This window comes from Malikia spinosa (assembly GCF_002980625.1).
Taxonomy (GTDB): domain Bacteria; phylum Pseudomonadota; class Gammaproteobacteria; order Burkholderiales; family Burkholderiaceae_C; genus Malikia; species Malikia spinosa.
The window spans coordinates 43,538-66,251 of record NZ_PVLR01000044.1 but is presented as its reverse complement, the minus strand read 5'-3'; the positions used below and the strand labels follow the sequence as shown (position 1 = coordinate 66,251).

Genomic DNA, 22,714 nt, shown 5'->3' with positions numbered 1-22,714 from the left:
TACATTATCAAACGACTTTATTCTTTTTTTCTTATGCGAAAAACAAATATGCAAAACCCCCGCAGACCTGTCTGGCTGGAAGCCGCCGCAGCGGTTTCCAGTCAGTGGGGTCTTGCGGGGGCGAGCTGAGGTCAGGCCAGATCGAAGCGGTCCGCGTTCATGACCTTGGTCCAGGCGGCCACGAAGTCCTGCACGAACTTTTCGCGGTTGTCGTCCTGGGCATAGACCTCGGCATAGGCGCGCAGCACCGAGTTGGAGCCGAACACCAGGTCGACCCGGGTCGCGGTCCACCGGGCGGCGCCGGACTTGCGGTCAACGATGGCGTAGCTGTTGCGCCCGGTCGGCTTCCAGCTGTAGCTCATGTCGGTCAGGTTGACGAAGAAATCGTTCGTCAAGGCACCGACGCGGTCGGTGAACACGCCGTGCTGGCTGCCACTGTGGTTGCTGCCCAGCACCCGCAGGCCGCCGACCAGCGCGGTCATCTCGTGCGCGGTCAGGCCCAGCAGCTGGGCGCGGTCGAGCAGCAGCTCCTCGGCGCTGACCAGATAGTCCTTCTGCAGCCAGTTACGGAAACCATCGGCCAGCGGCTCGAGCACCGCGAACGATTCGACATCGGTCTGCTGCTGGCTGGCGTCACCCCTGCCCGGCGCGAACGGCACGCTGACCTCGACGCCAGCAGCCTTGGCGGCCTGCTCGATGCCGAGGTTGCCGCCCAGCACGATCACGTCAGCCACGCTGGCGCCGGTATCAAGAGCGATCGGCTCGTAGATTGCCAGCACCTTGGCCAGCCGCGCCGGCTCGTTGCCGGCCCAGTCCTTTTGCGGCGCCAGCCGGATGCGCGCGCCATTGGCACCGCCACGCTTGTCCGATTTGCGGAAGGTGCGGGCGCTGTCCCAGGCGGTCGACACCAGCTCGCTGAGGCTCAGGCCGCTGGCGGCGATTTTCGCTTTCACGGCCGCGACATCGTAGTCCTGGCGGCCGGCCGGTACCGGGTCCTGCCAGATTAGGTCTTCGGCCGGCACGTCCGGGCCGATGTAGCGCGCCTTGGGGCCCATGTCGCGGTGGGTCAGCTTGAACCAGGCGCGGGCAAAGGTGTCGCTGAAGTAGGCCGGGTCCTGGTGGAAGCGCTCCGAGATCTTGCGGTACTCGGGATCGACCTTCAACGCCATGTCGGCATCGGTCATGATCGGGTTGTGACGGATAGTCGGGTCCTCGACATCGACCGGACGGTCTTCTTCCCTGATGCTGACCGGCTCGTACTGCCAGGCGCCGGCCGGGCTCTTCTTGAGCTCCCAGTCGTGGTTCAGCAGCATGTCGAAGTAGCCGTTGTCCCACTGGGTCGGGTGCGTGGTCCAGGCGCCTTCGATGCCGCTGGTCACGGTGTCGCGGCCCACGCCACGGCTGCTGTGGTTGATCCAGCCCAGGCCCTGTTCATCCAGCTCGGCGCCTTCCGGTGCCGGGCCCAGCTTGGCGGCGCTGCCGTTGCCGTGGGTCTTGCCGACGGTGTGGCCGCCCGCGGTCAGCGCGACGGTTTCCTCGTCGTTCATCGCCATGCGCTCGAAGGTCACGCGCATGTCATGCGCGGTCTTGAGCGGGTCGGGCTTGCCATCGACGCCTTCCGGGTTGACGTAGATCAGGCCCATCATCACGGCCGCCAGCGGGTTTTCCAGGTCGCGTACGCCGGAGTAACGGCTGCCTTCGCTGCCGGTCGGGGCCAGCCATTGCTTTTCCGAGCCCCAGTAGATGTCCTTCTCGGGGTGCCAGATGTCTTCGCGGCCAAAGCCGAAGCCGAAGGTCTTGAGTCCCATCGATTCGTAGGCCATGTTGCCGGCCAGGATCATCAGGTCGGCCCAGCTCAGCTTGTTGCCGTATTTCTTCTTGATCGGCCACAGCAGGCGACGCGCCTTGTCGAGGTTGGCGTTGTCGGGCCAGGAGTTCAGCGGCGCAAAGCGCTGGTTGCCGGTGCCGGCGCCGCCACGGCCGTCGGCGATGCGGTAGGTACCGGCCGAGTGCCAGGCCATGCGGATCATCAGGCCGCCGTAGTGACCCCAGTCAGCCGGCCACCAGTCCTGGCTGTCGGTCATCAGGGCCTTGAGGTCGGCTTTCAGCGCTTCGACGTCAAGTGTCTTGACGGCTTCGCGGTAGTTGAAGTCCGCCCCCAGCGGGTTGGTCTTGCTGTCTTGCTGGTGCAGGATGTCCAGGCTCAGCGCCTTGGGCCACCAGTCCAGGTTCGACACGCCGGTCGATGTGGCCCCGCCATGCATGACCGGGCATTTTCCAGCAGTACTCAGGTCTTTGTTGTCCATCTCGGGTTCCTTTTGTTGCGTTATCAACTGAAATGACGCTTCAATTCAGCCGGCGTTTGGCTGCACGGCAATGAACATCATCAGTTGATCGAACTATAACTTTGAGCCCGGTATTTCTGGAAGGCAGCGGCCGCAATTAGGAACAAACGATTTAATCAAGACGATAGAAATTCACCATGAATGAAAATAAAGTCAACGGCGTGATTCACAATTATCTATTGTTGTGCACAAGTTCGAGCTTTGGGATTCAGTCGCTTGTCAGCAGTCTCCGGGCCACGCGCTCGCCAGCCCCGCCAGCGACTGCAGCAGCGCCAGCCCGAGCGGCCAGTCGCCATGACCGCTGTCGACGTTGATGTGGCCGGCCTCCTGCAGGCGCACGAACTCGCTGCCCCAGGCCCGGGCATAGGCCCCGGCCAGCCGCGCCGGGCAGAACGGGTCGTTGCTGCTCGCGACCACGATGCTCGGATAGGGCAGGGCCTGGTAGGGCACGGGCGCGAAGTCGGCCAGCACGCCGCGGCGCTCGGGGTCGGCCGGCGCGACCAGCAGCGCGCCCTGGATGCGCAGCGCCACCTCGTGCGGCAGATGCACGGTCGTGATGCAGCCCAGGCTGTGTGCCGCCAGCACCAGCGGGCCTTCTATCGCCAGGATGGTTTCGGACAGGCGCTCGACCCAGGCCCGCTTCAGCGGCGAGACCCAGTTGTCCTGCACCACGCGCTGCACCCGCGGCAGCTGCTCGGTCCACCGGGTCTGCCAGTGATCCGGACCTGAGTCGCGCCAGCCCGGAACGATGACGACGGTCGGGATGTCGGCCATGGCGCAGATCCTTCGCCGGCACTCAGACGCTGTACTGGACCGATGCGAACGCGACCGGCTCGAAACCCGGTTTGACGGCTAAGCGCAAGCCCTCGTGCAGCAGGATATGGACGGCGTCATCGAGCCGGTCCTGGATCTCGTCGCCGATCCGGTAGCTGCCGTCCTCGTCCTTCGGGATCTGGCTGTCCGAGGCATAGACCCCGGGCAGGATATGTTTGGCGCCAAGCGACTGCAGCACCGGGCGCAGCGCGTAGTCGAGCGCGAGCATGTGGTGCGGGCTGCCGCCGGTGGCCAGCGGCAGCACCACCTTGCCCTTGAGCGCGGTCTGCGGCAGCAGGTCGAGAAAGACCTTGAGCACGCCGCTGTAGGCGGCCTTGTAGACCGGGGTCGCGACCACCAGCGCCGAGGCCGACTCGACCTGGGCGATGGCGCGCTTGATGCTCGCGTGATTCCAGTCGGCCAGCAGCAGCGCCTGCGGCGACAGGTCGCGGATCGGCAGCCGATCCAGGTGCAGGCGGTGCGCTCCGGCCTGCTGCTGCAGGCGCTGCTGCACGGCATCGAGCAAGGCGGCCGAGCGCGAATGTTCCGACGGGCTGCCGGCGATCAGTAACACGGACATGATGGTTTCCTCTTGTGAATTTCGGTTCCAGGGGCAGCGCCGGCTCAGATGGCCCAGCGCAGCGCGTGCGCCGGCAGCCAGGACGGCTCGGGCGCGGGCGTATCGATCTCGGGCAGTTGCAGCACGCGGTCGAGGATGCGTTTCTCGGTCGCGGCAAAGGCGGCATCGCCGCGCGAACGCGGCCGCGCCAGGGCTATGCGTTCGTCGAGCGCGATCTCGCCGTTCTCGATCAGGATCACGCGGTCGGCCAGCGCGACCGCCTCCTGCACGTCATGCGTGACCAGCAGCGCGGTAAAGCCGTGGCGGTGCCACAGGCCTTCGATCAAGGCGTGCATCTCGATCCGCGTCAGCGCATCGAGCGCACCCAGCGGCTCGTCGAGCAGCAGCAGGCGCGGCTGGTGCACCAGGGCGCGTGCCAAGGCCACGCGCTGGCGCTGGCCGCCCGAGAGCTGGGCCGGCCAGTCATGCAGGCGTTCGCCGAGTCCGACCTGGGCCAGCACGCGCTCGGCGTCGGCGCGCCGCTCGGGCGGCAGGCCCAGCGCCACGTTGTCGAGCACGCGCTTCCAGGGCAGCAGGCGCGCCTCCTGGAACATGATGCGGGTGTCGTCGCGCCGCTGCCTGGCGCTCACGCCATCGATCAGCAGCTCGCCGCTGCTGGCCTCATCAAGACCGGCCACCAGGCGCAGCAGCGTGCTCTTGCCGCAGCCGCTGCACCCGACGATGGCGATGAATTCGCCGGGCGCCACATTCAGGTTGTTGTGGCGCAGCACCTCGCGTGGGCCAAAGCGCTTGCCGAGCTGGCGCAGTTCCAGGCGCACGCCGCCGGCAGCAGTTGTCTTGTCAGTCATGGGGTATATCTCCGTAGCGGTCGCGTCACTGATAGCCTGGGTGCCAGCGCAGCCAGTAGCGTTCGAGGCTGCGCGCGAACAGATCGGCGAGCTTGCCCAGCAGCGCATAGAGCAGGATGCCGACCAGCACGATGTCGGTCTGCAGGAACTCGCGCGCGTTCATGGTCAGGTAGCCGATGCCGGCCTGGGCCGAGATGGTTTCGGCCACGATCAGGATCACCCACATCAGCCCGAGCGAGAAGCGCAGGCCGACCAGGATCGACGACAGCGCGCCCGGCAGCACGACCTGGGTATAGAGGCCCCAGCGGCTCAGGCCGTAGGTGCGACCCATCTCGATCAGGCCCGGGTCGACATTGCGGATGCCGTGGAAGGTGTTGATGTAGATCGGAAAGAAGACCGACACCGCGATCAGGAACAGCTTGGTCATCTCGTCGATGCCGAACCACAGGATCACGAGCGGGATCAAGGCCAGTGCCGGGATGTTGCGGATCATCTGGATCGTCGAGTCGAGCAGCGTCTCGAGCCAGCGCACCGATCCGGTCAGCAGGCCCAGCACCAGGCCCAGGCCGCCGCCGACCGCCAGGCCGATCAGGGCGCGCCCGGCGCTGATCTTGACATGGGTCCAGAGCTCGCCCGAAACGGCCAGCTGCCAGGCGGCCCGTCCGACCTCGAGCGGGGCCGGCAACACGCGGTTCGAGATCCAGCCGCGCGCCGAGGCCCATTGCCACAGGACGATCAGCAAGACGGGAAGCAGCCAGGGCAGCAATTGCCGACCGAGCGGGGCCAGCGAACTGCCCAGCAGGGAGCTGGAGAAACCCGTCGGAAAATTCCCGACGGTCGGTTCCTTGAGTGGGGCGGAGGCGGTAAGACTCATATAGGTATTCCTCTTTTTTGAGCTTGGCTCATGACACCGTTCAGTTCAGGTTGACCGGGGCGGCGTGCCGCAGCTTGAGCGGCCTGGGGATCAGCTTGAGGTCGAAGAAGGTGTCGGCGATCGCCTGCTGCTCGGCCAGCAGCTCCCCGGTGACCGGCACCACGCCGAAGCTGGTGCGGCTGATCCAGAGCTCGGTGATCGCACGGTCCAGGCCCAGGATCTTCGACAGCTCCTGCGCGGCGGCGGACTTGTTCCTGGCGGCCCAGCGGTCGATCTGGTCGATTTCCTCCAGCGCGATGCGCAGCAGGTCGGCGTTGTGGGTGGCGAACTCACGCGCGCTGAAGAAATACCAGCGGTTGCTGACCACGCCCGTTCCGTCGGCCAGGACCCGGGCGCCCAGGGTCTTTTCGGCTGCGGCCAGGAAAGGGTCCCAGATCGCCCAGGCATCGACCGCACCGCGCTCGAACGCGGCGCGCGCGTCGGCCGGCGGCAGGAAGATCGGCTGCACGTCGCCGTATTTGAGGCCATGCTTCTCGAGCAGCTTGGCGATCAGGTACTGCACATTCGAGCCCTTGTTGAACGCGATCTTCTTGCCCTTGAGATCGGCCACGCTGCGGATCGACGACTCCTTGGGCACCAGGATCGCCTCGAGCCTGGGGCGCGGGTTGCTGGCGCCGACGTAGACCAGCGGCGCGCCCGCGGCCTGGGCAAAGATCGGCGGCGCTTCGCCGACATCGCCGAAATCGATCGAGCCGACGTTGAGCGCCTCGAGCTGCACCGGACCGGCCGTGAATTCCGACCAGGTCACGCTCGCGCCGAGCGCAGCCAGGCGTTTTTCCAGCGTGCCGCGCGCCTTGAGGATGGACAGCCAGCCCTTCTGGTAGCCGATGCGCAGCACCCGGGGCGACTTGGTGGCAGTGGTCTGCGCCAGCGCGCTGCCGCCGACGCCCAGGGCGCTGGTGGCGGCGAAGGTCTTGAGCAGAAGACGGCGTTGCAGGTTCTTGATGGACGACATGGTATTTCCTTGTTTGGCCTGTGCTCTATTCGGAGCCGGGGCTTGTGAGCGAATGAAGGAATCATCCGCGACGCCCCTTGGTTGGCAAACGAAGAAAAACAAATCTCCAAATTACAAAAACGAGCAAATTCCACTGAGCTATCGCAATAGCCCGACCGGCTGCAATCGCTTTTCTGTCAATGGCTGGATTGATGCCGCTGCGCGGACACACCGATGCCTGCCGCGAAAGACCAGCTCTTCTGATCCGGCCGCAGCAGCCTTGGGCTGCCAGCGCCTATGGCTAGCCCGGCCGTTGCAGCTTGGCGAGGAACTGCTGCGCCCGCGCCGACTCCGGCTGCGAGAAGAAGGCCGCCGGCGCCGCCTCCTCGACGATCTGGCCCTGGTCCATGAAGACGATCCGGTCGGCGACCGAGCGCGCAAAGTCCATCTCGTGCGTCACGCAGACCATCGTGATGCCCTGACTGGCCAGCTCGGTCATCACGTCGAGCACCTCCTGCACCATCTCGGGATCGAGCGCCGAGGTCGGCTCGTCGAACAGCAGGATCTGCGGCGCCAGGCACAGCGCGCGCGCGATCGCCACCCGCTGCTGCTGGCCGCCCGAGAGCTGGAGCGGGAACTTGTGCGCCTGCTCGGCGATATGCACCCGCTCAAGCTGCGTTAGCGCCTGTGCCTCGGCCTCGCGCCGCGACAGCCCGGCGACATGGCGCGGCCCCAGTGTCAGGTTGTCGAGCACGCTCAGGTGCGGGAACAGGTTGAACTGCTGGAACACCATGCCGACCCGGCGCCGGACCTGCTGCACCGCGCGTTCATCGGCGTTGTCCTTGGCGCTGCCTTCGGCGCCCAGCGCCACGCCGTCGACGATCAGCCGGCCTTGCTGGAACGGCTCAAGCGCGTTGATGCAGCGGATCAGCGTCGACTTGCCCGAGCCGGACGGGCCGCAGACCACCACGCGCTCGCCGCGCCCGATCTCGAGCTCGATGTCACGCAGCGCATGGAAATCGCGCCCGTACCATTTGTTGACCCGCTCGAAGCGGATGATGGAAGCGTCGTGGTTGAGCATGGAATGAGAGTCTGCGGGTCAGTCAGCGGGTCAGGGCACGCGCCTGCTGGCGCTCGACCCAGAGGCTGTAGCGCGACATGGCGGCACAGACCACGAAGTAGATGGCGGTAATAAAACAGTAGCCCTCGATCATGTAGGGGCGCCAGACCGGGTCGCCGCTGAGTGCCAGCCCGAGCGAGCCGGTCAGCTCGTACAGGCTCACGATCGTGATCAGCGAGCTGTCCTTGAAGATCGAGATGAAGCTGTTCATCAGCCCCGGCACCACGGCGCCGAGCGCCTGCGGCAGCACGACCAGGCGCTGGGTCTGCCACCAGCCCAGGCCGATGCTGGCGGCGGCATCGACCTGACCGTTAGGGACCGACTGCAGGCCCGCGCGCACCGTCTCGGCCAGGTAGGCTGCGGCAAACAGCGCGATGCCCAGCAGCACGCGCAACAGCACGTCCGGCGTCGTGCCGGCCGGCAGGAACAGCGGAAACAGGAAGCTGGCCATGAACAGCACCGAGATCAGCGGCACGCCGCGCACCAGCTCCACATAGCAGGCGCACAGCACGCGGATCGCCGGCAGGCGCGAACGCCGGCCCAGTGCCAGCAGCACCGCCAGCGGGCAGGCCAGCAGGATCGACAGCGTCGCCAGCATCAGCGTCAGCGGCAGGCCGCCCCAGCGCTCGGTCGGCACCGGCGCCAGGCCCGCGAAGCCGCCGGCCATCAGCGCGAAGAAGGTGGCCCATACCAGCAGCCAGGCCGGCAGCAGCCAGCGGTTCCAGCAGCGGCGCAGGCCGCTGGCGACGACCAGTGCCAGCAGCAGCACGCAGGCCAGCACGGGCCGCCAGTGCTCCGGCGCCGGATAGCGGCCGAGCAGGATCAGGCGCTGCTTTTCGGCGATCACGCCCCAGCAGGCGCCGCTGCCGCGCGCGGCCTGGCAGGCGTCGGCGTCCGGGCGCCAGACCGCCTGCCACAGCGTCCAGTCGGCCAGTCCGGGCAGCGCCGAGACGGCCCAGGCCAGCAGCGCGAGCGTGGTCAGCGCGTTGAGCCAGCCGCCGAACAGCTCGCGCCTGACCCAGGCCAGCCAGCCCTCCTGGCGGACGGGGGCCGCGCGCGCGGGAATCATCTGCCAGACTGCCATGGTCTCAGCGCTCCTTCAAGGCCACGCGGCGGTTGAAGACCGCCATCAGCGCCGCCGTCAGCAGCGACAGCGCCAGGTAGACCAGCATGATGACGGCGATGCATTCGACCGCGCGCCCGGTCTGGTTCAGCGTCGTGTTCGCGATCGAGACCAGATCGGGATAGCCGATCGCGACCGCGAGCGAGGAATTCTTGGTCAGGTTCAGGTACTGGTTGGTCAGCGGCGGCAGGATCACGCGCAGCGCCAGCGGCCCGGTCACGAGCCGCAGCGTCTGGCGCCGGCTCAGGCCTACGCTCTGCGCGGCCTCGATCTGTCCATGCGGCACCGAGCGCAGCCCTGCGCGCACCACCTCGGCCACGAAGGCGGCGGTGTAGCAGCTCAGCCCGAGGGTCACCGCGATGAACTCGGGCGACAGCGCGCCGCCGCCCTCGATGCCGAAGTCCTGCAGCGCCGGCAGCTGCCAGTGCCAACCGCTCCAGTCGTTCCAGCCGCCCGCGCCTGTCACCAGGGTCGGGAACGCCAGCCCGGCCTTGCTCAGGAACAGCGCGTCGCGCCAGCTCCAGGCAGACGCAGAATCAGGCAGATACTCCACCAGCAGCAGATACCAGACCAGCAGCTGCACCAGCAGCGGCACATTGCGAAACAGCTCGACATAGGCCCGGCACAGCGCGCGCAGCAGCAAGTTGTGCGACAGCCGCCCGAGTCCGATCAGCGTCCCGAGCAGCGTGCACAGCACAATGCCCAGCAGCGCCACCCGCAGCGTGTTGAGCAGCCCGACCAGGAAGGCGCGCGCCAGGCTGTCGCCGGCGTCGAAGGCGATCAGCTGCTCGCCGATGTCAAAGCCCGCCGTCTGGCCCAGGAAATCCCAGCCGCTCTGGATGCCGCGCGCAGCCATGTTGACCTGCGTGTTATGCACCAGCCAGAGCAGGCCCGCCAGCAGCCCGGCCAGCGCGAGCGCCTGCCACAGCAGCGCGCGCATGGCAGGACTGCGCCAGGACCAGACCCGGTGCTGACGAGGCGGCGGCGCGCGGGGCGGAACTTGCGCCCGGAGCGTCACCGCAGCGGCAAGGCGTAGTGCAGGCCGCCGTCGGTCCAGAGGCGGTTCTTGCCGCGTGCCAGGCCGACCGGAGTCTTCTCGCCGACGTTGCGCTCGTAGATCTCGCCGTAGTTGCCGACCGCCTTGATCGCGCGCGCCAGCCAGTCGCGGTCCAGACCCAGCAGCTTGCCGGTGTCCTCGGTCTTGCCGAGCAGACGCCCGACCACCGGATCGGTGCTGTCGGCCTTGAGCTGATCGACATTGGCCTGGGTGATGCCGTTTTCCTCGGCCTCGATCAGCCCGTTGACCACCCAGCGCACGATCGCCAGCCATTCGTCATCGCCGCGGCGCACCAGCGGCCCCAGCGGCTCCTTCGAGATCAGCTCGGGCAGGATCAGATGCTCCTTCGGGTCCTTGGCATCCTTGGCGCGCACCGAGGCCAGGCCCGAGGTGTCGGTCGTGTAGGCCTGGCAGCGGCCGGCGAAATAGGCCGCGTTGGCGGCATCGAACTTGTCGAACACCACCGGCTTCAAGTTGAGCTTGTAAGTGCGCGAGAAATCGGCCAGGTTCTTCTCGGAGGTGGTGCCCGACTGCACGCAGACGGTCGCGCCCTTGAGCTGCTTGGCGCTCTTGACCTTGCTCTTGGCCGGCACCATGAAACCCTGGCCGTCGTAGAAGGCGATCGCGGTGAAGGCCAGCCCCATCGAGGCGTCGCGCGTCAGCGTCACGGTGGTGTTGCGCGACAGCACGTCGACCTCGCCCGACTGCAGCGCGGTGAAGCGCTGCTGCGACGCCAGCGGCACCCACTTGACCTTGTTGGCGTCGCCGAGCAGGGCGGCCGCCACAGCCTTGCCGATGTCGACATCGAGCCCGGTCCAGCGTCCCTGGCTGTCGGCCGCCGAGAAGCCCGGCACGCCCGTGCTGACGCCGATCGCGATCTGATCGCGCTGCTTGATGGTGTCGAGCGTCTTGCCGGCATGGGCGCTGGTGATGCCCGCGAGGGCCAGGGCCAGGATGGAGAGTCGAATCGGTTTCATCAGAAAACTTTCTCGCGCTGGGCGTTGAAGGGATCAGCGGTTTCAGGTGCTTGCACTATAGCGCCGAAGCCCGGCCTGAGCGGTGACCTTGAAACGAGCCAGCAGATGCCCCGAGGCGCGGTCGAAATCAAAGCATCGAATCGAGCGCGAGCGGCGCTTGCGCGTTTCGCGCATAAACACAGGCGGAAAACTTCCTTGGTGCATCGGTGGCCCGATCCTAGACTGGATTCATCGCTCACCGATCCGAACGAAGATGCCATTCCACCATTCAGCCTCCCATCGCCCAGGCACAACGCTGCCAACGCTTTCTTCTCCGGCGGAGATCGAGCAGGCCACCGAGGCGCTGGCGCAGGCGCTCGCTGCCAATGCCATCGAGCGCGACCGCGCGGGCGGCCATGCCGCCGCCGAGCGCGAGCTGATCCGCGCCAGCGGCCTGCTCGACCTCACGACACCGCGCGCCTACGGCGGCTGGGGCCAGTCCTGGGAAACCTTCTATGCCAGCCTGCGCCGCATCGCCCAGGCCGACAGCTCGCTGGCGCATCTCTACGCCTTTCACCACCTGCAGGTCGCGACCATCCTGCTCTATGGCAAGCCCGAGCAGCACGAATTCTTCCTGCGACACACGGTCGAGCAGCGCCTGTTCTGGGGCAATGCGCTGAACCCGAACGACAAGCGCGCGCTCGCGATCGAGGATGGCGAGGGCTGGCGCATCAGCGGCCCCAAGAGCTATTGCTCGGGCTCGGTCGGCTCCGACAGCCTGACCTTCTCGGCCTGGCACGAGCCGAGCCAGAGCCTGCTGATCGGCGCGCTGCCGAGCGACCGCGCCGGTATCTCGATCCGCGCCGACTGGGACGCCTTCGGCCAGAAGCAGACCGACAGCGGCAGCGTCATCTTCGACCATGTGCGGCTGCAAGCGCATGAAGTGCTGGTGCGCCCCGGCCAGGCCCCGACGCCGCGCGCGACGCTGCGGTCGCAAATGGCGCAGCTGATCCTGACCAACCTCTATGTCGGCATCGCCCGTGGCGCGCTGGAAGAGGGCCTGCGCTACACGCGCGACTCGTCGCGCCCCTTCTTTGCCTCGGGCGTCAGCCGCGCGGTCGACGACCCCTATGTGCAGCAGCGCTACGGTCAACTCGCGGTGCTGGTGCGACCCGCCGAGGTGCTGGCCGACCTTGCGGCGCAAGCCATCGACCAGGCGCTGGCGCTCGGTGATGCCGTCACGGCGGAGGAGCGTGGCCGGGTGGCGATCGCGGTCGCCGAGGCCAAGGCCGTCGCGCACCGCGCCGCGGTCGAGGTCAGCAGCCAGATCTTCGAGCTCACGGGCGCGAGCGCGACCTCGGCCCGCTTCGGGCTCGACCGCTTCTGGCGCAACGCGCGCGTTCACACGCTGCACGACCCGATCGACTACAAGCTGCGCGACCTCGGCCGCCATGCGCTGACCGGCGCTTTCCCCGAACCCACCTCCTATTCCTGAAACTCCTCACCGCATCCAAAGGTCATTCCATGAGCCTCGACATCTTCTGGTTCCTGCCCACCTCGGGCGACACCCGCTACCTCGGCAAGTCCGACTTCGGCCGCCCCGCGACCAACGAATACATGAGGCAGATCGCCGTCACGGCCGAAAGCCTGGGCTACGACGGCCTGCTGATCCCGACCGGCAGCTCCTGCCTCGACCCCTGGGTCACGGCCGCCAGCCTGATTCCCGTCACCCAGCGCATCAAGCTGCTGGTCGCCTTGCGCACCTCGGTCAGCGGCCCGACCGCCTCGGCGCGCCAGGCCGCGACGCTGGACCAGGCGCTCAAGGGCCGGCTGCTGCTCAACGTGGTGCCGGGCGGTGACGCCACCGAGCTCGCCGCCGAGGGCGTCCACCTCGCGCATGACGAGCGCTACCAGGTCGCCGACGAATACCTGACCGTCTGGCGCCAGCTGCTGCAGGGCGACACGGTCGACTTCGAGGGCAAGCATTTCCAGATCGAGGGCGCGAAGAACTACTTCCCGCCGGTCAGCCAGCCCTATCCGCCGCTGTACTTCGGCGGCTCGTCGCCGGCCGCGCACGAGCTGGCGGCCAAGCATGTCGATGCCTACCTGACCTGGGGCGAGCCGCCCGCCGCGGTGGCCGAGAAGATCGCCGACGTGCGCGCGCGCGCCGCCAAGCATGGCCGCACGGTGCGCTTTGGCGTGCGCTTGCAGGTCATCGTGCGCGAGACCAACGCGGAGGCCTGGGCCGAAGCCGAACGCCTGATCAGCAAGCTGACCGACGAGGACATCCAGGCCGCGCAGGCCAACTTTGCCAAGATGGACTCGGTCGGCCAGAAGCGCATCACCGAACTACACGGCGGCGACCGCAACAAGCTCGAGATCAGCCCCAACCTCTGGGCCGGCGTCGGCCTGGTGCGCGGCGGTGCCGGCACGGCGCTAGTGGGAGACCCCGAGACGGTGGCCGCGCGTCTGAAGGAATATGTCGACCTCGGCGTCGACAGCTTCGTGCTGTCGGGCTACCCGCACTTGGAGGAAGCGATCCGCTTCGCCGAGCTGGTGTTCCCGCTGCTGCCGGGCAAGCAGCCGGTGACGCTGCGCGACCAGGCCATGACCGGCGGCGCCTTCGACGTGCGCGCTTCCAACAAGACCGAGCTCAGGAGAGCTGCATGAACGTGATCGACATGCGCTGCAGGCCGGCCTACCTGCACGATTTCTTCGGCGCCACGCCCGGCAGCGCGACCAACGAAACCGCGCGCTGGCTGAACCGCCGCGTCGGCACGCGCGGCGATGACGAGCATTACGCCCGTTCGCGCACACCCGAGGGCTTCCTGGCCGAGATCAGCGACGCCGGCCTGAGCCAGGCGGTGGTGGTCGGACGCCACACGCCCGCGCAGCATCTGCCCAACGACCGCATCCACCAGATCGTCAGTGCGGACCCGCGGCTGGTCGGCATCGGCGCGGTCGATCCGGACCTGCTCGGCGACGCCACGCTGGACGAGGTCGATCGCATCGTCAACGCGCTGGGCCTGGCCGGGGTCAACCTCGAGCCCGGCTTCGCGGCGCCGGCGCGCCATCCGGACGATCCGGTCTATTTCCCGGTCTACGAGCGCCTGTCCGAGCTCGGCGTGCCGGCCTTCCTGATGTCGGGGCCGACCACGCCCGACCAGCGCTACAACGACCCGGCCCCGCTGGCGCGGGTCGCGGCGGCCTTCCCGCAGCTGCGCATCGTGGCCTACCACGGCTACTGGCCCAATGTGCAGCAGTTGCTCGGGGTGGCTTTCCGGCACGAGAACGTCTACCTGGTGCCCGACATGTACCTGTTCCTGCCGGGCAGCGAGGTGCTGGTCCAGGCCGCCAACGGCTTCCTGGCCGACCAGCTGCTGTTCGGTTCCTCCTACCCGTTCCGCCCGATCAGGCAGAGCATCGAGGATGCGCAGCGGCTCGGATTCAGGGATGGCGTGCTGGAGAAGTTCTTCTATGGCAATGCGAGGAGGGTGCTGGAGCCGAGCGGTAGCCGTGCGAGGAAAGCCCTGTAGATGACTGTTTCAGGCTGGGAACGGTCCTTTCAGGACATCGGCCAAAGCCGCCCTTCATTGCTGACATTAGAACTGGCTGCAATATTACCAAATCCTGCCGTTCGCGAAGGCTGCAAAAGCTGGCGTTTCGGCGGGCAGGACTACATGAGATTTGCAGGAAGCGAAGCGCACTCAGGTGAAGACCAATTTCGGATCAATTGGCAAGCCAATCACCAGCGAAATCAGTTGAGCAAAACCAATCGCTCTCGCATAAGGCGAGGTACATCGTTCGCTTCCAACCATTAAGCAGAAGGTTTACATCATCCGCAATGATGCGCAAGTGCGCCTCGAATTGGGCTGGTGAGAATACTGCAAGGCTCGACTTACGTTGCAAAATCAGCGGACCGAGTTCGCCAGAGACTTGGCTAGAAAATCGATCTTTCAGGTTGCAATCGATAAAGTGTTGCTTCGCCCTATGTTGATCAATATCTGGCCAATGAACAGGTGGGGCCGAAAAAAAACTTACTACAACCGGCTCACAACGAATAACTTTCGCATGAACCCAGCGTTCAGAAAAGAAACACTCCTTATCCAAGTAAGGGTGAATAGGTTGCAAATTCTGGGATGTCGGGAAGCCTGCCCCAGCGTCTGTGTTGCAATCTCGGCAGGCCGGAACAAGGTTGTGCGGATGAACCGAGAGCCCCGGAAATTTAGCCTTTGGCAAATAATGATCGAGTGTTCGAGTAGTGCCGATATCCGCGCAGTAGGGGCATCGGCCCTGCGCGGCAACTAGAATCGCATCGTAAATATCACGTGGGCGCCCTTTGGATTTTACGACGCCTTCGTCATACAAATCCATCAAGTTGCCTTTTGATAGTTCTCCCGCAACAATCTCCTCTCGGTGACCATGTCTTGCCCGCGGAAGTTGGCACCAAGTTCGCGTGACCGAATGGGCTGCAAAATCTATAGCAGCAGCTTGAATTTGAGGACGACTTGCAGTGAATTCTCGCCTCGCAACTTCGTCCATTTCGCCGGTGCATGCATCGAATAAATCCAGTTCATTAAAGGCCGGAATGGTTAATTTTCTCATTTATTAAATAAATCTAAATCGCGATTAATAGTCATTGCACGCAAAGTGCCCCGCACCTCAAATCCAAGGCTTCCGTTGAAGCGAGATACTATTTCATCGTACGTACCGCCGGACGCAACAGCGTCACGTATCAAAGTATGAAAGCCGGATTTCTCAACCTCAAGGCGAAAAACTTCTCTGGTAAGGGTTCCAACGTTCTCGCCAAATGTTTCTATTTCCGGTCTGGATTTCTCAGATGAAGTCCTTTCCCTGTAAAGCTTCCATACGCAAGATTTTGGAATCTCTTGAAGGACGACGGGGGAGTGAGTGGCGATAATTGCAACTCCATTTTGTCTGTATAGGAGCTGGCTTAGGCTTCTTATAAGGGCTGAAAGAAGAGGAGGGTGAAGGTGACTTTCTGGCTCATCAATTAGTATGAGAGTTTTTTCCTCTACCTTTGCGACCAGTTGCGTTACTGTAAGAATGGTGATTGCATGTCCAGAGCTCATCTTCTTAATACGCTTCTCCGCGGGCTCTGATAGGTTATCCAGATCATAGTGAAGCAGTTCAAGGAGTTTCATTTCGGCGAAGTTTTCATCACTTTCCAGAACGGAAATGGCATCAGACCAGCGCTTTTTTCGTAGCGATTCACTCAGGCAAAATTTTAGTGCCTCAACAAACTCTTTATGCAACTGTGCGCGAGATTTTAGTATTGCGCCATCATCCCCAGAATAGTCGGTTAACCCGATATAACTATATGGAGTGCCGTCCGACGGATTTTCGTCGCTTGCAGGGAGGTCGAATGGATCAAAGGCGCTAAATGCTACTGAAACAAGATTGGTAAAAAAATCTTTACCCAAGCTCTTTCTTGAGGAAGAGAAAATCTGCCTCTGATAAAACTCAGCTCTATCCTTCGAATGACCAGAAATGGCTTTTACCATATTTTTTAAAATGGTCGTTTTCCCAACGCCATTTCTTCCAATAATCGCGTGGATGTTTGTGCTTGGCAAAGATTCTGCCTCAACATTAAACTCGAGATCGAAGCCGGCAAAAGTTTCTGAGCTTGGAAGCAAAAAGTGAAAGTTAAAGTCCGTTGGCGGGGCATCGCCAGCTAATACTCTTGTGAACTGGGTTTTAATCGCATTAATGCTAACACTGCGAAGGTGAGATATTTTAAATACATTCTCGTTTTTCGCAATTTCAAGTACTTCGGGATTCCTTACAACATCTCTTAACTTTATGAGGAAAGTGTTGCGCCAGTCAGAAGAGAAATTTCTGTATAACTTTCTATAGAATTCGACATCCGTAGCAACAGAAAAGTAGCTTTTTGGAAGTTCGGTAAATTCATTATCCAGGGTGGTATACGTGCTTACTTCAGTTGTTTGGCCTGTGAATCCAATTTTGATATTTGATAGGCTGTGCTCTTGACCATTTTCATCATAGGCATAAACCTCAAACATTGTAACAAAAGAATGGTCATTCCAATGATCTACCTTAAGATAAACGGTGTTTGATATTCCATTCTTTGGACGTTCATTTCTGCCGATGATAAAAAATCGTATTTGCATTTCTTAACTTTTATTTCTATGGATGAAGCTTAATTTAATTGCCCAGGATCGGATAAGCGGTGCATTGACATTGCATTCAAGGCTCGATCCCAACGGCCACCGAGGTCGAGTAGCACGAATGGCCTTCCGATAAGCTCCAGGGTACAGCGGTCGCACGGAGGACTGCTTTCCGGAATCATCAAAAGGCAGCAGTTGGCAAGTCCCTATGTTAAGTCAACGAGGTTTTCCTAGCTTTTATGCACTGCGATTCCGTCTAAATAAAAGACTTAGATGATGCTCAAGCTCGGGAAACTTTAAAGTCATAACTTACCTGACGTCAGGTTACATCGTATGGCCGCAACCGCTGCTAAACAGCCATCCAAGCAAACCGCCCAACCACCTGAACCTCCTCAATATTATTTTTGACTTTATACATCAATACGAAAACTCTGTCGACTTGAACAATCCACTCACCTCGCCCTCAACCTCCCAACCCACCAGTCCCCCGCGAACTGCACCAGGCTGACCAGCGCGATCAGCACCACGATCACGGCGATCATCACCGTCGTGTCGAAGCGCTGGTAGCCGTAGCGGATCGCCAGGTCGCCGAGTCCGCCGGCCCCCACGGCTCCGGCCATGGCCGAGGCGCCGATCATCGACACCAGCGTGATCGTGAAGCCGCCGATGATGCCGGGCAGCGCCTCGGGCAGCAGCACATGGCGCACGATATGCCAGCGTCGGCAGCCCATGGCCTGCGCGGCCTCGATCAGTCCGTGCTCGACCTCGCGCAGGCTGACTTCGGCGATGCGCGCGAAGAACGGCGTGGCGCTGATCGACAGCGGCACCACGGCGGCCCAGATGCCGATCGTCGTGCCCGTGATCAGCCGCGTCAGCGGAATCAGTGCCACCAGCAGCACGATGAAGGGCGTGGCGCGAAAGGCGTTGACGAGGCTGCCCGCGATCCGGTTGAAGCGCGGTGCTTCCAGCACGCCGCCGGGCGAGGTCAGCACCAGCAACACGGCCAGCGGAATGCCGGCGACCAGCGCGATCAGCCCCGAGGCGCCGACCATGAGCAGCGTGTCCAGAAAAGCCTCCCAGAGGCGTTCATACATGATCGGCGACATATCCGAGCTCCTTGGCGTGGTGGCAGAGTTGTTGAATGACCAGTTCGGTGGCGGCGGGTCCTTGGGGCCCGGTGGCAATCAGCAGTCGGCCGTGCGTATGGCCCTGGATGCGGTCGACGCCGCCGTGCAGCAGCCGCACCCGGCTGCCGAGCAGGCTGGCAATGCGGTCGAGGTCGGGCTCGATCCGGCCCTGGCCGGTAAAAACGAGCTCCAGCACCCGCTGGTACGACCCGCTGGTGGGCGCCTGCTGCGACAGCCTTTGCAGCAGGTCCTGCGGCAGGTCATGCTCGAGCGGGCGCAGCAGGGCGCGCGTGGCGTCATGCTTGGGCTCGCCGAACACGGCCCAGACCGGCCCGGTTTCGGCGATCCGGCCCTGTTCGAGCACCAGCACCTGGTCGCAGATCTCGCGGATCACGCCCATCTCGTGCGTGATCAGCACCACCGTCAGGCCGAGCTGGCGGTTGATGTCGCGCAGCAGCGCCAGGATGGACTGCGTCGTTTCGGGGTCGAGCGCCGAGGTGGCCTCGTCGCAGAGCAGGATCTCGGGGTGGTGCACCAGTGCGCGCGCAATGCCCACGCGCTGCTTCTGTCCGCCTGACAGGCGGCCCGGGTAGGTGTTTTCCTTGCCATTGAGTCCGACCAGCTCCAGCAACTCGTTGACGCGCTGGCGCACCTGTGCCTCGCGCACGCCGGCCACGCGCAGCGGCAGCGCCACGTTGTCGAACACGGTCTTGGCCGACAGCAGGTTGAAATGCTGGAAGATCATGCCGATGCGCCGGCGCAGCGCGACCAGTCCGTTCTCGTCGAGCCCGGCAATGTCCTCGCCGTCGACCAGCACGCGGCCTTCAGTCGGGCGCTCGAGCCGGTTGATCGTGCGCAGCAGGCTGGACTTGCCCGCGCCGCTGCGGCCGATGATGCCGAAGATGCTGCCGGCCGGGATCTCGAGCTCGATCCCGCTCAGGGCCGCCACCGGCCCGGCCGACGAGTGATAGGTCTTGCCGATGTTCTCGAAGCGCACCGAACCGGCTGCCGGATGCGCGGGCTCGGTGCTGCCAGCCGGTGCGGCCTGCGGCAGGCGTTGCGCAGCTGCCTGCGGCGAGACAAAGTAGGACTTGGCGCCCAGGGTCAGATTGATCGCGCTCATTGCACTTTCCCCTTCAGCCAGGCCAGCGTGTAGAGCTTGGCGTCACCGGCAAACAGCTTGTGCACCTGGTCGCGCACGGCCTTGGACTCCTGGAAGATCTTGACGAACTGCTTGATGCGCGGGTCGTTGGCGTTGTCCTGGCGCGAGACAAAGCGGATCGCGTAGTAGCTGTCGGACGCGCCGGAGTAGAGCAGGCCGGCGCTGGCTAACTGCGGCTTGCCCGCGCTGACGAAATGCGCCGGAATGCCCTGTGCCAGGTCCACGTCGTCGATCGCGCGCACCAGCTGCGGGCCTTCGACTTCGACGAACTTGAGCTTCTTCGGGTTGCTGACGATGTCATTGACGTTGGCCTTGGCGCCAGCGCCTTCGCGCAGCTTGATCAAGCCGGCCTTCTCGATCAACAGCAGGCCGCGCCCCTGGTTGACCGGATCGCTGGCCACAGCCACTTTCGCGCCTGGCTTCAGTTCATCGAAGCTCTTGATCTTGTAGGAGAACAAGCCGATGTTGGGCAGCACGCCGATGCCGGCGACGGCGAACTTGTAGCCGCGCTGCTGGATGGCGTTGTCCAGGAAGGCCTGGTGCTGGAAGTAGTTCAAGTCCAGGTCGCCGCTGGCCACCGCCTCGTTGGGGGTGGTCCAGTCGGTGAATTCGACGATCTTCACGTCCAGGCCGGCCTTCTTGGCATCGGCCACGGCGGCGGCCAGGGTGTCGGCATGCACGCCGGCCGAGGCGCCGATCTTGAGGGTCTGGGCCTGGACCATGCCGCTCAGCAGCAGCGAGGACAGGGCGGTCAGCAGCAATTGGGACAGTTTCATGAGGAGTTCTCCTGGCTTGGGTTGGGTTGGATTGGATTGGATTCAGGCTTGGGGTCAGCCGAGCTGACGGAATTGAGCGGCGGCATGCCGGGCCGGCAGCCGGTCGCCCTGGCCGAACAGCTTGTGGCGCAAGCTGCCTTCGGCGTAGGCGGTCTTGTAGCGGCCGCGGTCCTGCAGCTCGGGCACGACGAAATCGACGACATCCTCGAAGCTCTCGGGCACCACGGTGCGAGTGATGTTGAAGCCGTCGATGCCGGTCTCGTCGACCCAGGACTGCAGTTCGTCCGCGACCTGTTGCGGGTCACCGACGATGGCGGCATAGCGCCCGCCGAGCCTGAAATGCTCGAGCAGCTTGCGCCGGGTGCCGCCGAGCTTCTGGATCACTCGAACGGTGGACTGGATGGCATTGGTCTGGTCGAACTCGATCGGTTCGTCGAGCCCGTAGCGCGACAGGTCGAGGCCGGCGCTCGACGAGAAATGCGCCAGCCCGGCTTCGGGGCTCGCATAGCGCAGATACTCATCGTGCTTGTCGCGTGCTTCCTGTTGGGTGGCCGCCGGCACGACCGTCACGCCCAGCACGATCTTGAGGTCATCGGCGCGGCGTCCGGCCTTGACCACCTGTTGGCGCAGCTCCTGCACCGTCTTGCGCACAGCGGCCTTGTCGTTGCCGCCGATGAAGACCGCTTCGGCGTGGCGTGCGGCAAAGATCTGACCCCGGCCCGAAGTGCCGGCCTGGAACAGCACCGGCGTGCGTTGCGGCGAGGGTTCGCAGAGGTGGTAGCCCTCGACATCGTAGTAGCGCCCGTGGTGGCGCACCGGGTGCACCTTGGCGGGGTCGGCGAAGATCCGGGCCACCTTGTCCCGCTTGACCGCGTCGTCCTCCCAGCTGCCCTCGAGCAGCTGGTAGAGCAGGTCGAGGCATTCGTCGGCGCGCTCGTAGCGTTCGTCGTGCTGCAGCTGCTGGTGCTGGCCGATTGCCCGCGCGGCGCTGTCGAGGTAGCCGGTCACGATGTTCCAGCCGAAGCGCCCGCGTGTGAGCTGGTCCAGCGTCGAGAAGCGCCGGGCCAGCAGATAGGGATGTTCGGACAGCGGGTTGACGGTGACGCCGAAGCCCAGATGCTGGGTCACCGCCGCCATCGCCGAGACCAGCAGCATCGGGTCGTTGACCGGCAGCTGGACCGATTCCCTGAGCGTCAGATCGATATTGCCCTGGTAGACGTCATAGACGCCCAGGATGTCGGCGATGAAGATGCCATCGAACAGGCCGCGCTCGAGCGTGCGGGCCATGCCGGCCCAGTACTCGATCGTGTTGTATTCGGTGCTCCGGTCGCGCGGGTGGGTCCAGAGGCCGTGGTTGATGTGGCCGACGCAGTTCTCGTTGAACGCGTTGAGGATGATCTGTTTCTTCTGGGTCATGGCATTTGCAATCAAGGGCAGGGTGTTTCGCCGGTCTGGGATTCAGTCCACCAGCGCGGCGAGCGGGGCTTCCAGGGCGTCGGCCGTCGCTGTGACAGCGATCTGCGTTGCCGCCGCGGCTGCTGCCGCTGCGGCAGTCGCCTCGGCCTGGCGCGAGGCGCGCAGCGCGGCGGTCGCGGACTTGGCCAGGTTCGCAAGCACCATGTCGTCCTGGGGCGGGTTGTAGCAGCCGCATTGCACGTCGCGGAAATAGCGTTCCAGCGGCAGGTCCTTCGACAGTGCATGGCCGCCGACGATTCCCATCGCCAGCTCGACGATGCGGATTGCCTGGTGGGTCACCATCTGCTTGGTGATCGCGACCTCGTGGTCGAGCCGGTGCTTGATCGCGTCGTGGCGCTCCCAGCGCTCGGCCAGGCCGTAGAGCAGGGTCTTGGACGCGCCGATCAGCAGCTCGATCTCGCCGAGCTTGTGCTGTACCTGGGGCGCGTCGAGGATCGACCCCTCCAGGCTGTGCGAGTGGTAGCGGTCGGCAAAGTCGAGCGCGAAGTCGCGCGCCGCCGTCGCGATACCCAGATAGACCGCCGACAGCTGCAGGCCGAAGGCCCGGCTGCCGGTCATGAAGCTGCCGGCCCGGTCGGGGTCGATGTAGGTCAGCAGCGCGTCGTGGGGTACCAGCACCTGGTCGAATTCGATGTCGTGGCTGCCGGTGCTGCGCATGCCGATCGTGTTCCAGTTGTCGATCACGCGCACGCGTTCCGACTTGGGCACCAGGAACTCCGCCACCCGGCCCTCGTCCGCGACCAGGGCGTAGACGATCATCTGTCCGAGCCCGGGTGCCGCCGAGCAGAAGGCCTTGCGGCCCTGGATCAGATAGCCCTGTTCGGTCCTGCGCGCCACGGTGGTCGGCTTGGAGCCGCGCAGCAGGTTGCCGGCCTCGCGTTCGGTGACCAGCACGTTGATCAGGTCGCCGCGCTGCACCACGTCCCGGCACAGGTGCTCGAAGGCCGGGCGCTGCCACTTGAGGTCGAAGCTCAGGTAGCCGAAGACCATCAAATGCCAGCCCAGTGCCAGCGCGGTGGAGCCGCTGCCCCGGGCCAGGCGCTCCTGGAACAGCAGCAGCTGGTAGAGCGAGATCCCGCCGCCACCTTGTGCCTGCGGCAGGGTCAGCTTGAGCGCGCCGCGCTGGCGCAGCAGTTCGAAATGCTCGTGCGGGAATTGGCCCGACAGGTCGTACTGCTGCGCGGTCTTGCCGATCTCGGCCGCCAGTTCGTCGGCATAGGCGGCGAGGGCGATATCGCTGGCATCGCGAAGGGTCACGTCGACGGTCGTCATGGGGAAGGTTCTCCTGGGTCCTGGATGAAAGGCGGGGCTGGG

Annotated in this window: 20 protein-coding genes; 3 read left to right on the top strand and 17 right to left on the bottom strand. The window is 64.3% G+C overall.

The genetic code is table 11. From position 1 onward, the window contains the following. Positions 1 to 131 precede the first annotated feature (131 nt). From katG to C6P61_RS14340, 10 genes are all read right to left on the bottom strand, one after another. Positions 132 to 2,291, bottom strand: coding sequence for a catalase/peroxidase HPI (gene katG, locus C6P61_RS14385; protein WP_425319756.1), 2,160 nt, complete (start codon positions 2,289 to 2,291; stop codon positions 132 to 134). Positions 2,292 to 2,564: 273 nt separating this feature from the next. Beyond that, complete coding sequence (locus C6P61_RS14380; protein WP_244908951.1) at positions 2,565 to 3,119, bottom strand: RBBP9/YdeN family alpha/beta hydrolase; 555 nt, start codon at positions 3,117 to 3,119, stop codon at positions 2,565 to 2,567. Between the two features lie 22 nt (positions 3,120 to 3,141). Continuing rightward, complete coding sequence (ssuE, locus tag C6P61_RS14375) at positions 3,142 to 3,738, bottom strand: NADPH-dependent FMN reductase (protein WP_105730618.1); 597 nt, start codon at positions 3,736 to 3,738, stop codon at positions 3,142 to 3,144. Between the two features lie 44 nt (positions 3,739 to 3,782). Beyond that, positions 3,783 to 4,586 carry an ATP-binding cassette domain-containing protein gene (locus tag C6P61_RS14370; RefSeq protein WP_105730617.1) on the bottom strand — a complete coding sequence of 268 codons (804 nt, stop codon included), beginning with the start codon at positions 4,584 to 4,586 and terminating at the stop codon, positions 3,783 to 3,785. Positions 4,587 to 4,611: 25 nt separating this feature from the next. Further along, positions 4,612 to 5,460, bottom strand: coding sequence for an aliphatic sulfonate ABC transporter permease SsuC (gene ssuC, locus C6P61_RS14365; protein ID WP_105730616.1), 849 nt, complete (start codon positions 5,458 to 5,460; stop codon positions 4,612 to 4,614). A gap of 40 nt (positions 5,461 to 5,500) precedes the next feature. Next, the gene (locus C6P61_RS14360; RefSeq protein ID WP_105730615.1) at positions 5,501 to 6,475 is read right to left on the bottom strand and encodes a sulfonate ABC transporter substrate-binding protein; all 975 of its coding nucleotides are present in this window, start codon (positions 6,473 to 6,475) and stop codon (positions 5,501 to 5,503) included. A gap of 280 nt (positions 6,476 to 6,755) precedes the next feature. Next, the gene (locus C6P61_RS14355) at positions 6,756 to 7,535 is read right to left on the bottom strand and encodes an amino acid ABC transporter ATP-binding protein (protein WP_105730614.1); all 780 of its coding nucleotides are present in this window, start codon (positions 7,533 to 7,535) and stop codon (positions 6,756 to 6,758) included. A 22-nt stretch (positions 7,536 to 7,557) separates the two neighbouring features. Next, positions 7,558 to 8,658 carry an amino acid ABC transporter permease gene (locus tag C6P61_RS14350; protein WP_105730613.1) on the bottom strand — a complete coding sequence of 367 codons (1,101 nt, stop codon included), beginning with the start codon at positions 8,656 to 8,658 and terminating at the stop codon, positions 7,558 to 7,560. Between the two features lie 4 nt (positions 8,659 to 8,662). Further along, the gene (locus C6P61_RS14345) at positions 8,663 to 9,637 is read right to left on the bottom strand and encodes an amino acid ABC transporter permease (RefSeq protein ID WP_105730612.1); all 975 of its coding nucleotides are present in this window, start codon (positions 9,635 to 9,637) and stop codon (positions 8,663 to 8,665) included. 74 nt (positions 9,638 to 9,711) lie between these two features. Next, positions 9,712 to 10,731, bottom strand: a complete 1,020-nt coding sequence (locus C6P61_RS14340; protein WP_105730611.1) for an amino acid ABC transporter substrate-binding protein — start codon at positions 10,729 to 10,731, stop codon at positions 9,712 to 9,714. 253 nt (positions 10,732 to 10,984) lie between these two features. On the opposite strand from C6P61_RS14340, the gene C6P61_RS14335 reads away from it, so the two are divergent. Genes C6P61_RS14335 through C6P61_RS14325 form a run of 3 tightly spaced genes read left to right on the top strand, consistent with a single transcriptional unit; the run spans position 10,985 to position 14,246 of the window. Further along, positions 10,985 to 12,205, top strand: a complete 1,221-nt coding sequence (locus tag C6P61_RS14335; RefSeq protein WP_105730610.1) for an acyl-CoA dehydrogenase family protein — start codon at positions 10,985 to 10,987, stop codon at positions 12,203 to 12,205. A 29-nt stretch (positions 12,206 to 12,234) separates the two neighbouring features. Next, positions 12,235 to 13,380: an FMNH2-dependent alkanesulfonate monooxygenase gene (gene ssuD / locus C6P61_RS14330; RefSeq protein ID WP_105730609.1), complete on the top strand. Its 1,146-nt coding sequence runs from the start codon at positions 12,235 to 12,237 to the stop codon at positions 13,378 to 13,380. Beyond that, a complete protein-coding gene (locus tag C6P61_RS14325; protein WP_105730608.1) occupies positions 13,377 to 14,246 on the top strand; it encodes an amidohydrolase family protein in 870 nt (289 codons plus the stop codon). The genes ssuD and C6P61_RS14325 overlap by 4 nt, the downstream gene beginning before the upstream one ends. 193 nt (positions 14,247 to 14,439) lie before the next feature. On the opposite strand, the gene C6P61_RS17755 is transcribed toward C6P61_RS14325, so the two are convergent. From C6P61_RS17755 to C6P61_RS14295, 7 genes are all read right to left on the bottom strand, one after another. Further along, positions 14,440 to 15,315 (bottom strand): HNH endonuclease, encoded by an 876-nt coding sequence (locus tag C6P61_RS17755; RefSeq protein WP_146115063.1) that lies wholly within the window; start codon positions 15,313 to 15,315, stop codon positions 14,440 to 14,442. Then, positions 15,312 to 16,862 carry an AAA family ATPase gene (locus tag C6P61_RS14320; protein ID WP_211296987.1) on the bottom strand — a complete coding sequence of 517 codons (1,551 nt, stop codon included), beginning with the start codon at positions 16,860 to 16,862 and terminating at the stop codon, positions 15,312 to 15,314. Before C6P61_RS14320 ends, C6P61_RS17755 begins: the two co-directional genes overlap by 4 nt. A 449-nt stretch (positions 16,863 to 17,311) precedes the next feature. Continuing rightward, on the bottom strand, positions 17,312 to 17,965 hold the full coding sequence (locus C6P61_RS14315; protein ID WP_105730607.1) for a methionine ABC transporter permease: 654 nt from the start codon (positions 17,963 to 17,965) through the stop codon (positions 17,312 to 17,314). Continuing rightward, positions 17,946 to 19,109, bottom strand: coding sequence for a methionine ABC transporter ATP-binding protein (locus C6P61_RS14310; RefSeq protein WP_105730606.1), 1,164 nt, complete (start codon positions 19,107 to 19,109; stop codon positions 17,946 to 17,948). Before C6P61_RS14310 ends, C6P61_RS14315 begins: the two co-directional genes overlap by 20 nt. Beyond that, positions 19,106 to 19,924 (bottom strand): MetQ/NlpA family ABC transporter substrate-binding protein, encoded by an 819-nt coding sequence (locus C6P61_RS14305; RefSeq protein ID WP_105730605.1) that lies wholly within the window; start codon positions 19,922 to 19,924, stop codon positions 19,106 to 19,108. The genes C6P61_RS14310 and C6P61_RS14305 overlap by 4 nt, the downstream gene beginning before the upstream one ends. A gap of 54 nt (positions 19,925 to 19,978) precedes the next feature. Then, complete coding sequence (locus tag C6P61_RS14300) at positions 19,979 to 21,340, bottom strand: LLM class flavin-dependent oxidoreductase (protein WP_105730604.1); 1,362 nt, start codon at positions 21,338 to 21,340, stop codon at positions 19,979 to 19,981. Positions 21,341 to 21,382: 42 nt separating this feature from the next. After that, complete coding sequence (locus C6P61_RS14295) at positions 21,383 to 22,672, bottom strand: acyl-CoA dehydrogenase family protein (protein WP_105730603.1); 1,290 nt, start codon at positions 22,670 to 22,672, stop codon at positions 21,383 to 21,385. Between the last annotated feature and the right edge of the window lie 42 nt (positions 22,673 to 22,714).

What these genes read in the sequence shown, in the direction of transcription:
- C6P61_RS14380 (WP_244908951.1), bottom strand. Translation starts at nt 3,119, where the DNA reads ATGGCCGACATCCCGACCGTCGTCATCGTTCCGGGCTGGCGCGACTCA.
- ssuE (WP_105730618.1), bottom strand. Translation starts at nt 3,738, where the DNA reads ATGTCCGTGTTACTGATCGCCGGCAGCCCGTCGGAACATTCGCGCTCG.
- C6P61_RS14370 (WP_105730617.1), bottom strand. Translation starts at nt 4,586, where the DNA reads ATGACTGACAAGACAACTGCTGCCGGCGGCGTGCGCCTGGAACTGCGC.
- ssuC (WP_105730616.1), bottom strand. Translation starts at nt 5,460, where the DNA reads ATGAGTCTTACCGCCTCCGCCCCACTCAAGGAACCGACCGTCGGGAAT.
- C6P61_RS14360 (WP_105730615.1), bottom strand. Translation starts at nt 6,475, where the DNA reads ATGTCGTCCATCAAGAACCTGCAACGCCGTCTTCTGCTCAAGACCTTC.
- C6P61_RS14355 (WP_105730614.1), bottom strand. Translation starts at nt 7,535, where the DNA reads ATGCTCAACCACGACGCTTCCATCATCCGCTTCGAGCGGGTCAACAAA.
- C6P61_RS14350 (WP_105730613.1), bottom strand. Translation starts at nt 8,658, where the DNA reads ATGGCAGTCTGGCAGATGATTCCCGCGCGCGCGGCCCCCGTCCGCCAG.
- C6P61_RS14345 (WP_105730612.1), bottom strand. Translation starts at nt 9,637, where the DNA reads ATGCGCGCGCTGCTGTGGCAGGCGCTCGCGCTGGCCGGGCTGCTGGCG.
- C6P61_RS14340 (WP_105730611.1), bottom strand. Translation starts at nt 10,731, where the DNA reads ATGAAACCGATTCGACTCTCCATCCTGGCCCTGGCCCTCGCGGGCATC.
- C6P61_RS14335 (WP_105730610.1), top strand. Translation starts at nt 10,985, where the DNA reads ATGCCATTCCACCATTCAGCCTCCCATCGCCCAGGCACAACGCTGCCA.
- ssuD (WP_105730609.1), top strand. Translation starts at nt 12,235, where the DNA reads ATGAGCCTCGACATCTTCTGGTTCCTGCCCACCTCGGGCGACACCCGC.
- C6P61_RS14325 (WP_105730608.1), top strand. Translation starts at nt 13,377, where the DNA reads ATGAACGTGATCGACATGCGCTGCAGGCCGGCCTACCTGCACGATTTC.
- C6P61_RS17755 (WP_146115063.1), bottom strand. Translation starts at nt 15,315, where the DNA reads ATGAGAAAATTAACCATTCCGGCCTTTAATGAACTGGATTTATTCGAT.
- C6P61_RS14320 (WP_211296987.1), bottom strand. Translation starts at nt 16,862, where the DNA reads ATGCAAATACGATTTTTTATCATCGGCAGAAATGAACGTCCAAAGAAT.
- C6P61_RS14315 (WP_105730607.1), bottom strand. Translation starts at nt 17,965, where the DNA reads ATGTCGCCGATCATGTATGAACGCCTCTGGGAGGCTTTTCTGGACACG.
- C6P61_RS14310 (WP_105730606.1), bottom strand. Translation starts at nt 19,109, where the DNA reads ATGAGCGCGATCAATCTGACCCTGGGCGCCAAGTCCTACTTTGTCTCG.
- C6P61_RS14305 (WP_105730605.1), bottom strand. Translation starts at nt 19,924, where the DNA reads ATGAAACTGTCCCAATTGCTGCTGACCGCCCTGTCCTCGCTGCTGCTG.
- C6P61_RS14300 (WP_105730604.1), bottom strand. Translation starts at nt 21,340, where the DNA reads ATGACCCAGAAGAAACAGATCATCCTCAACGCGTTCAACGAGAACTGC.
- C6P61_RS14295 (WP_105730603.1), bottom strand. Translation starts at nt 22,672, where the DNA reads ATGACGACCGTCGACGTGACCCTTCGCGATGCCAGCGATATCGCCCTC.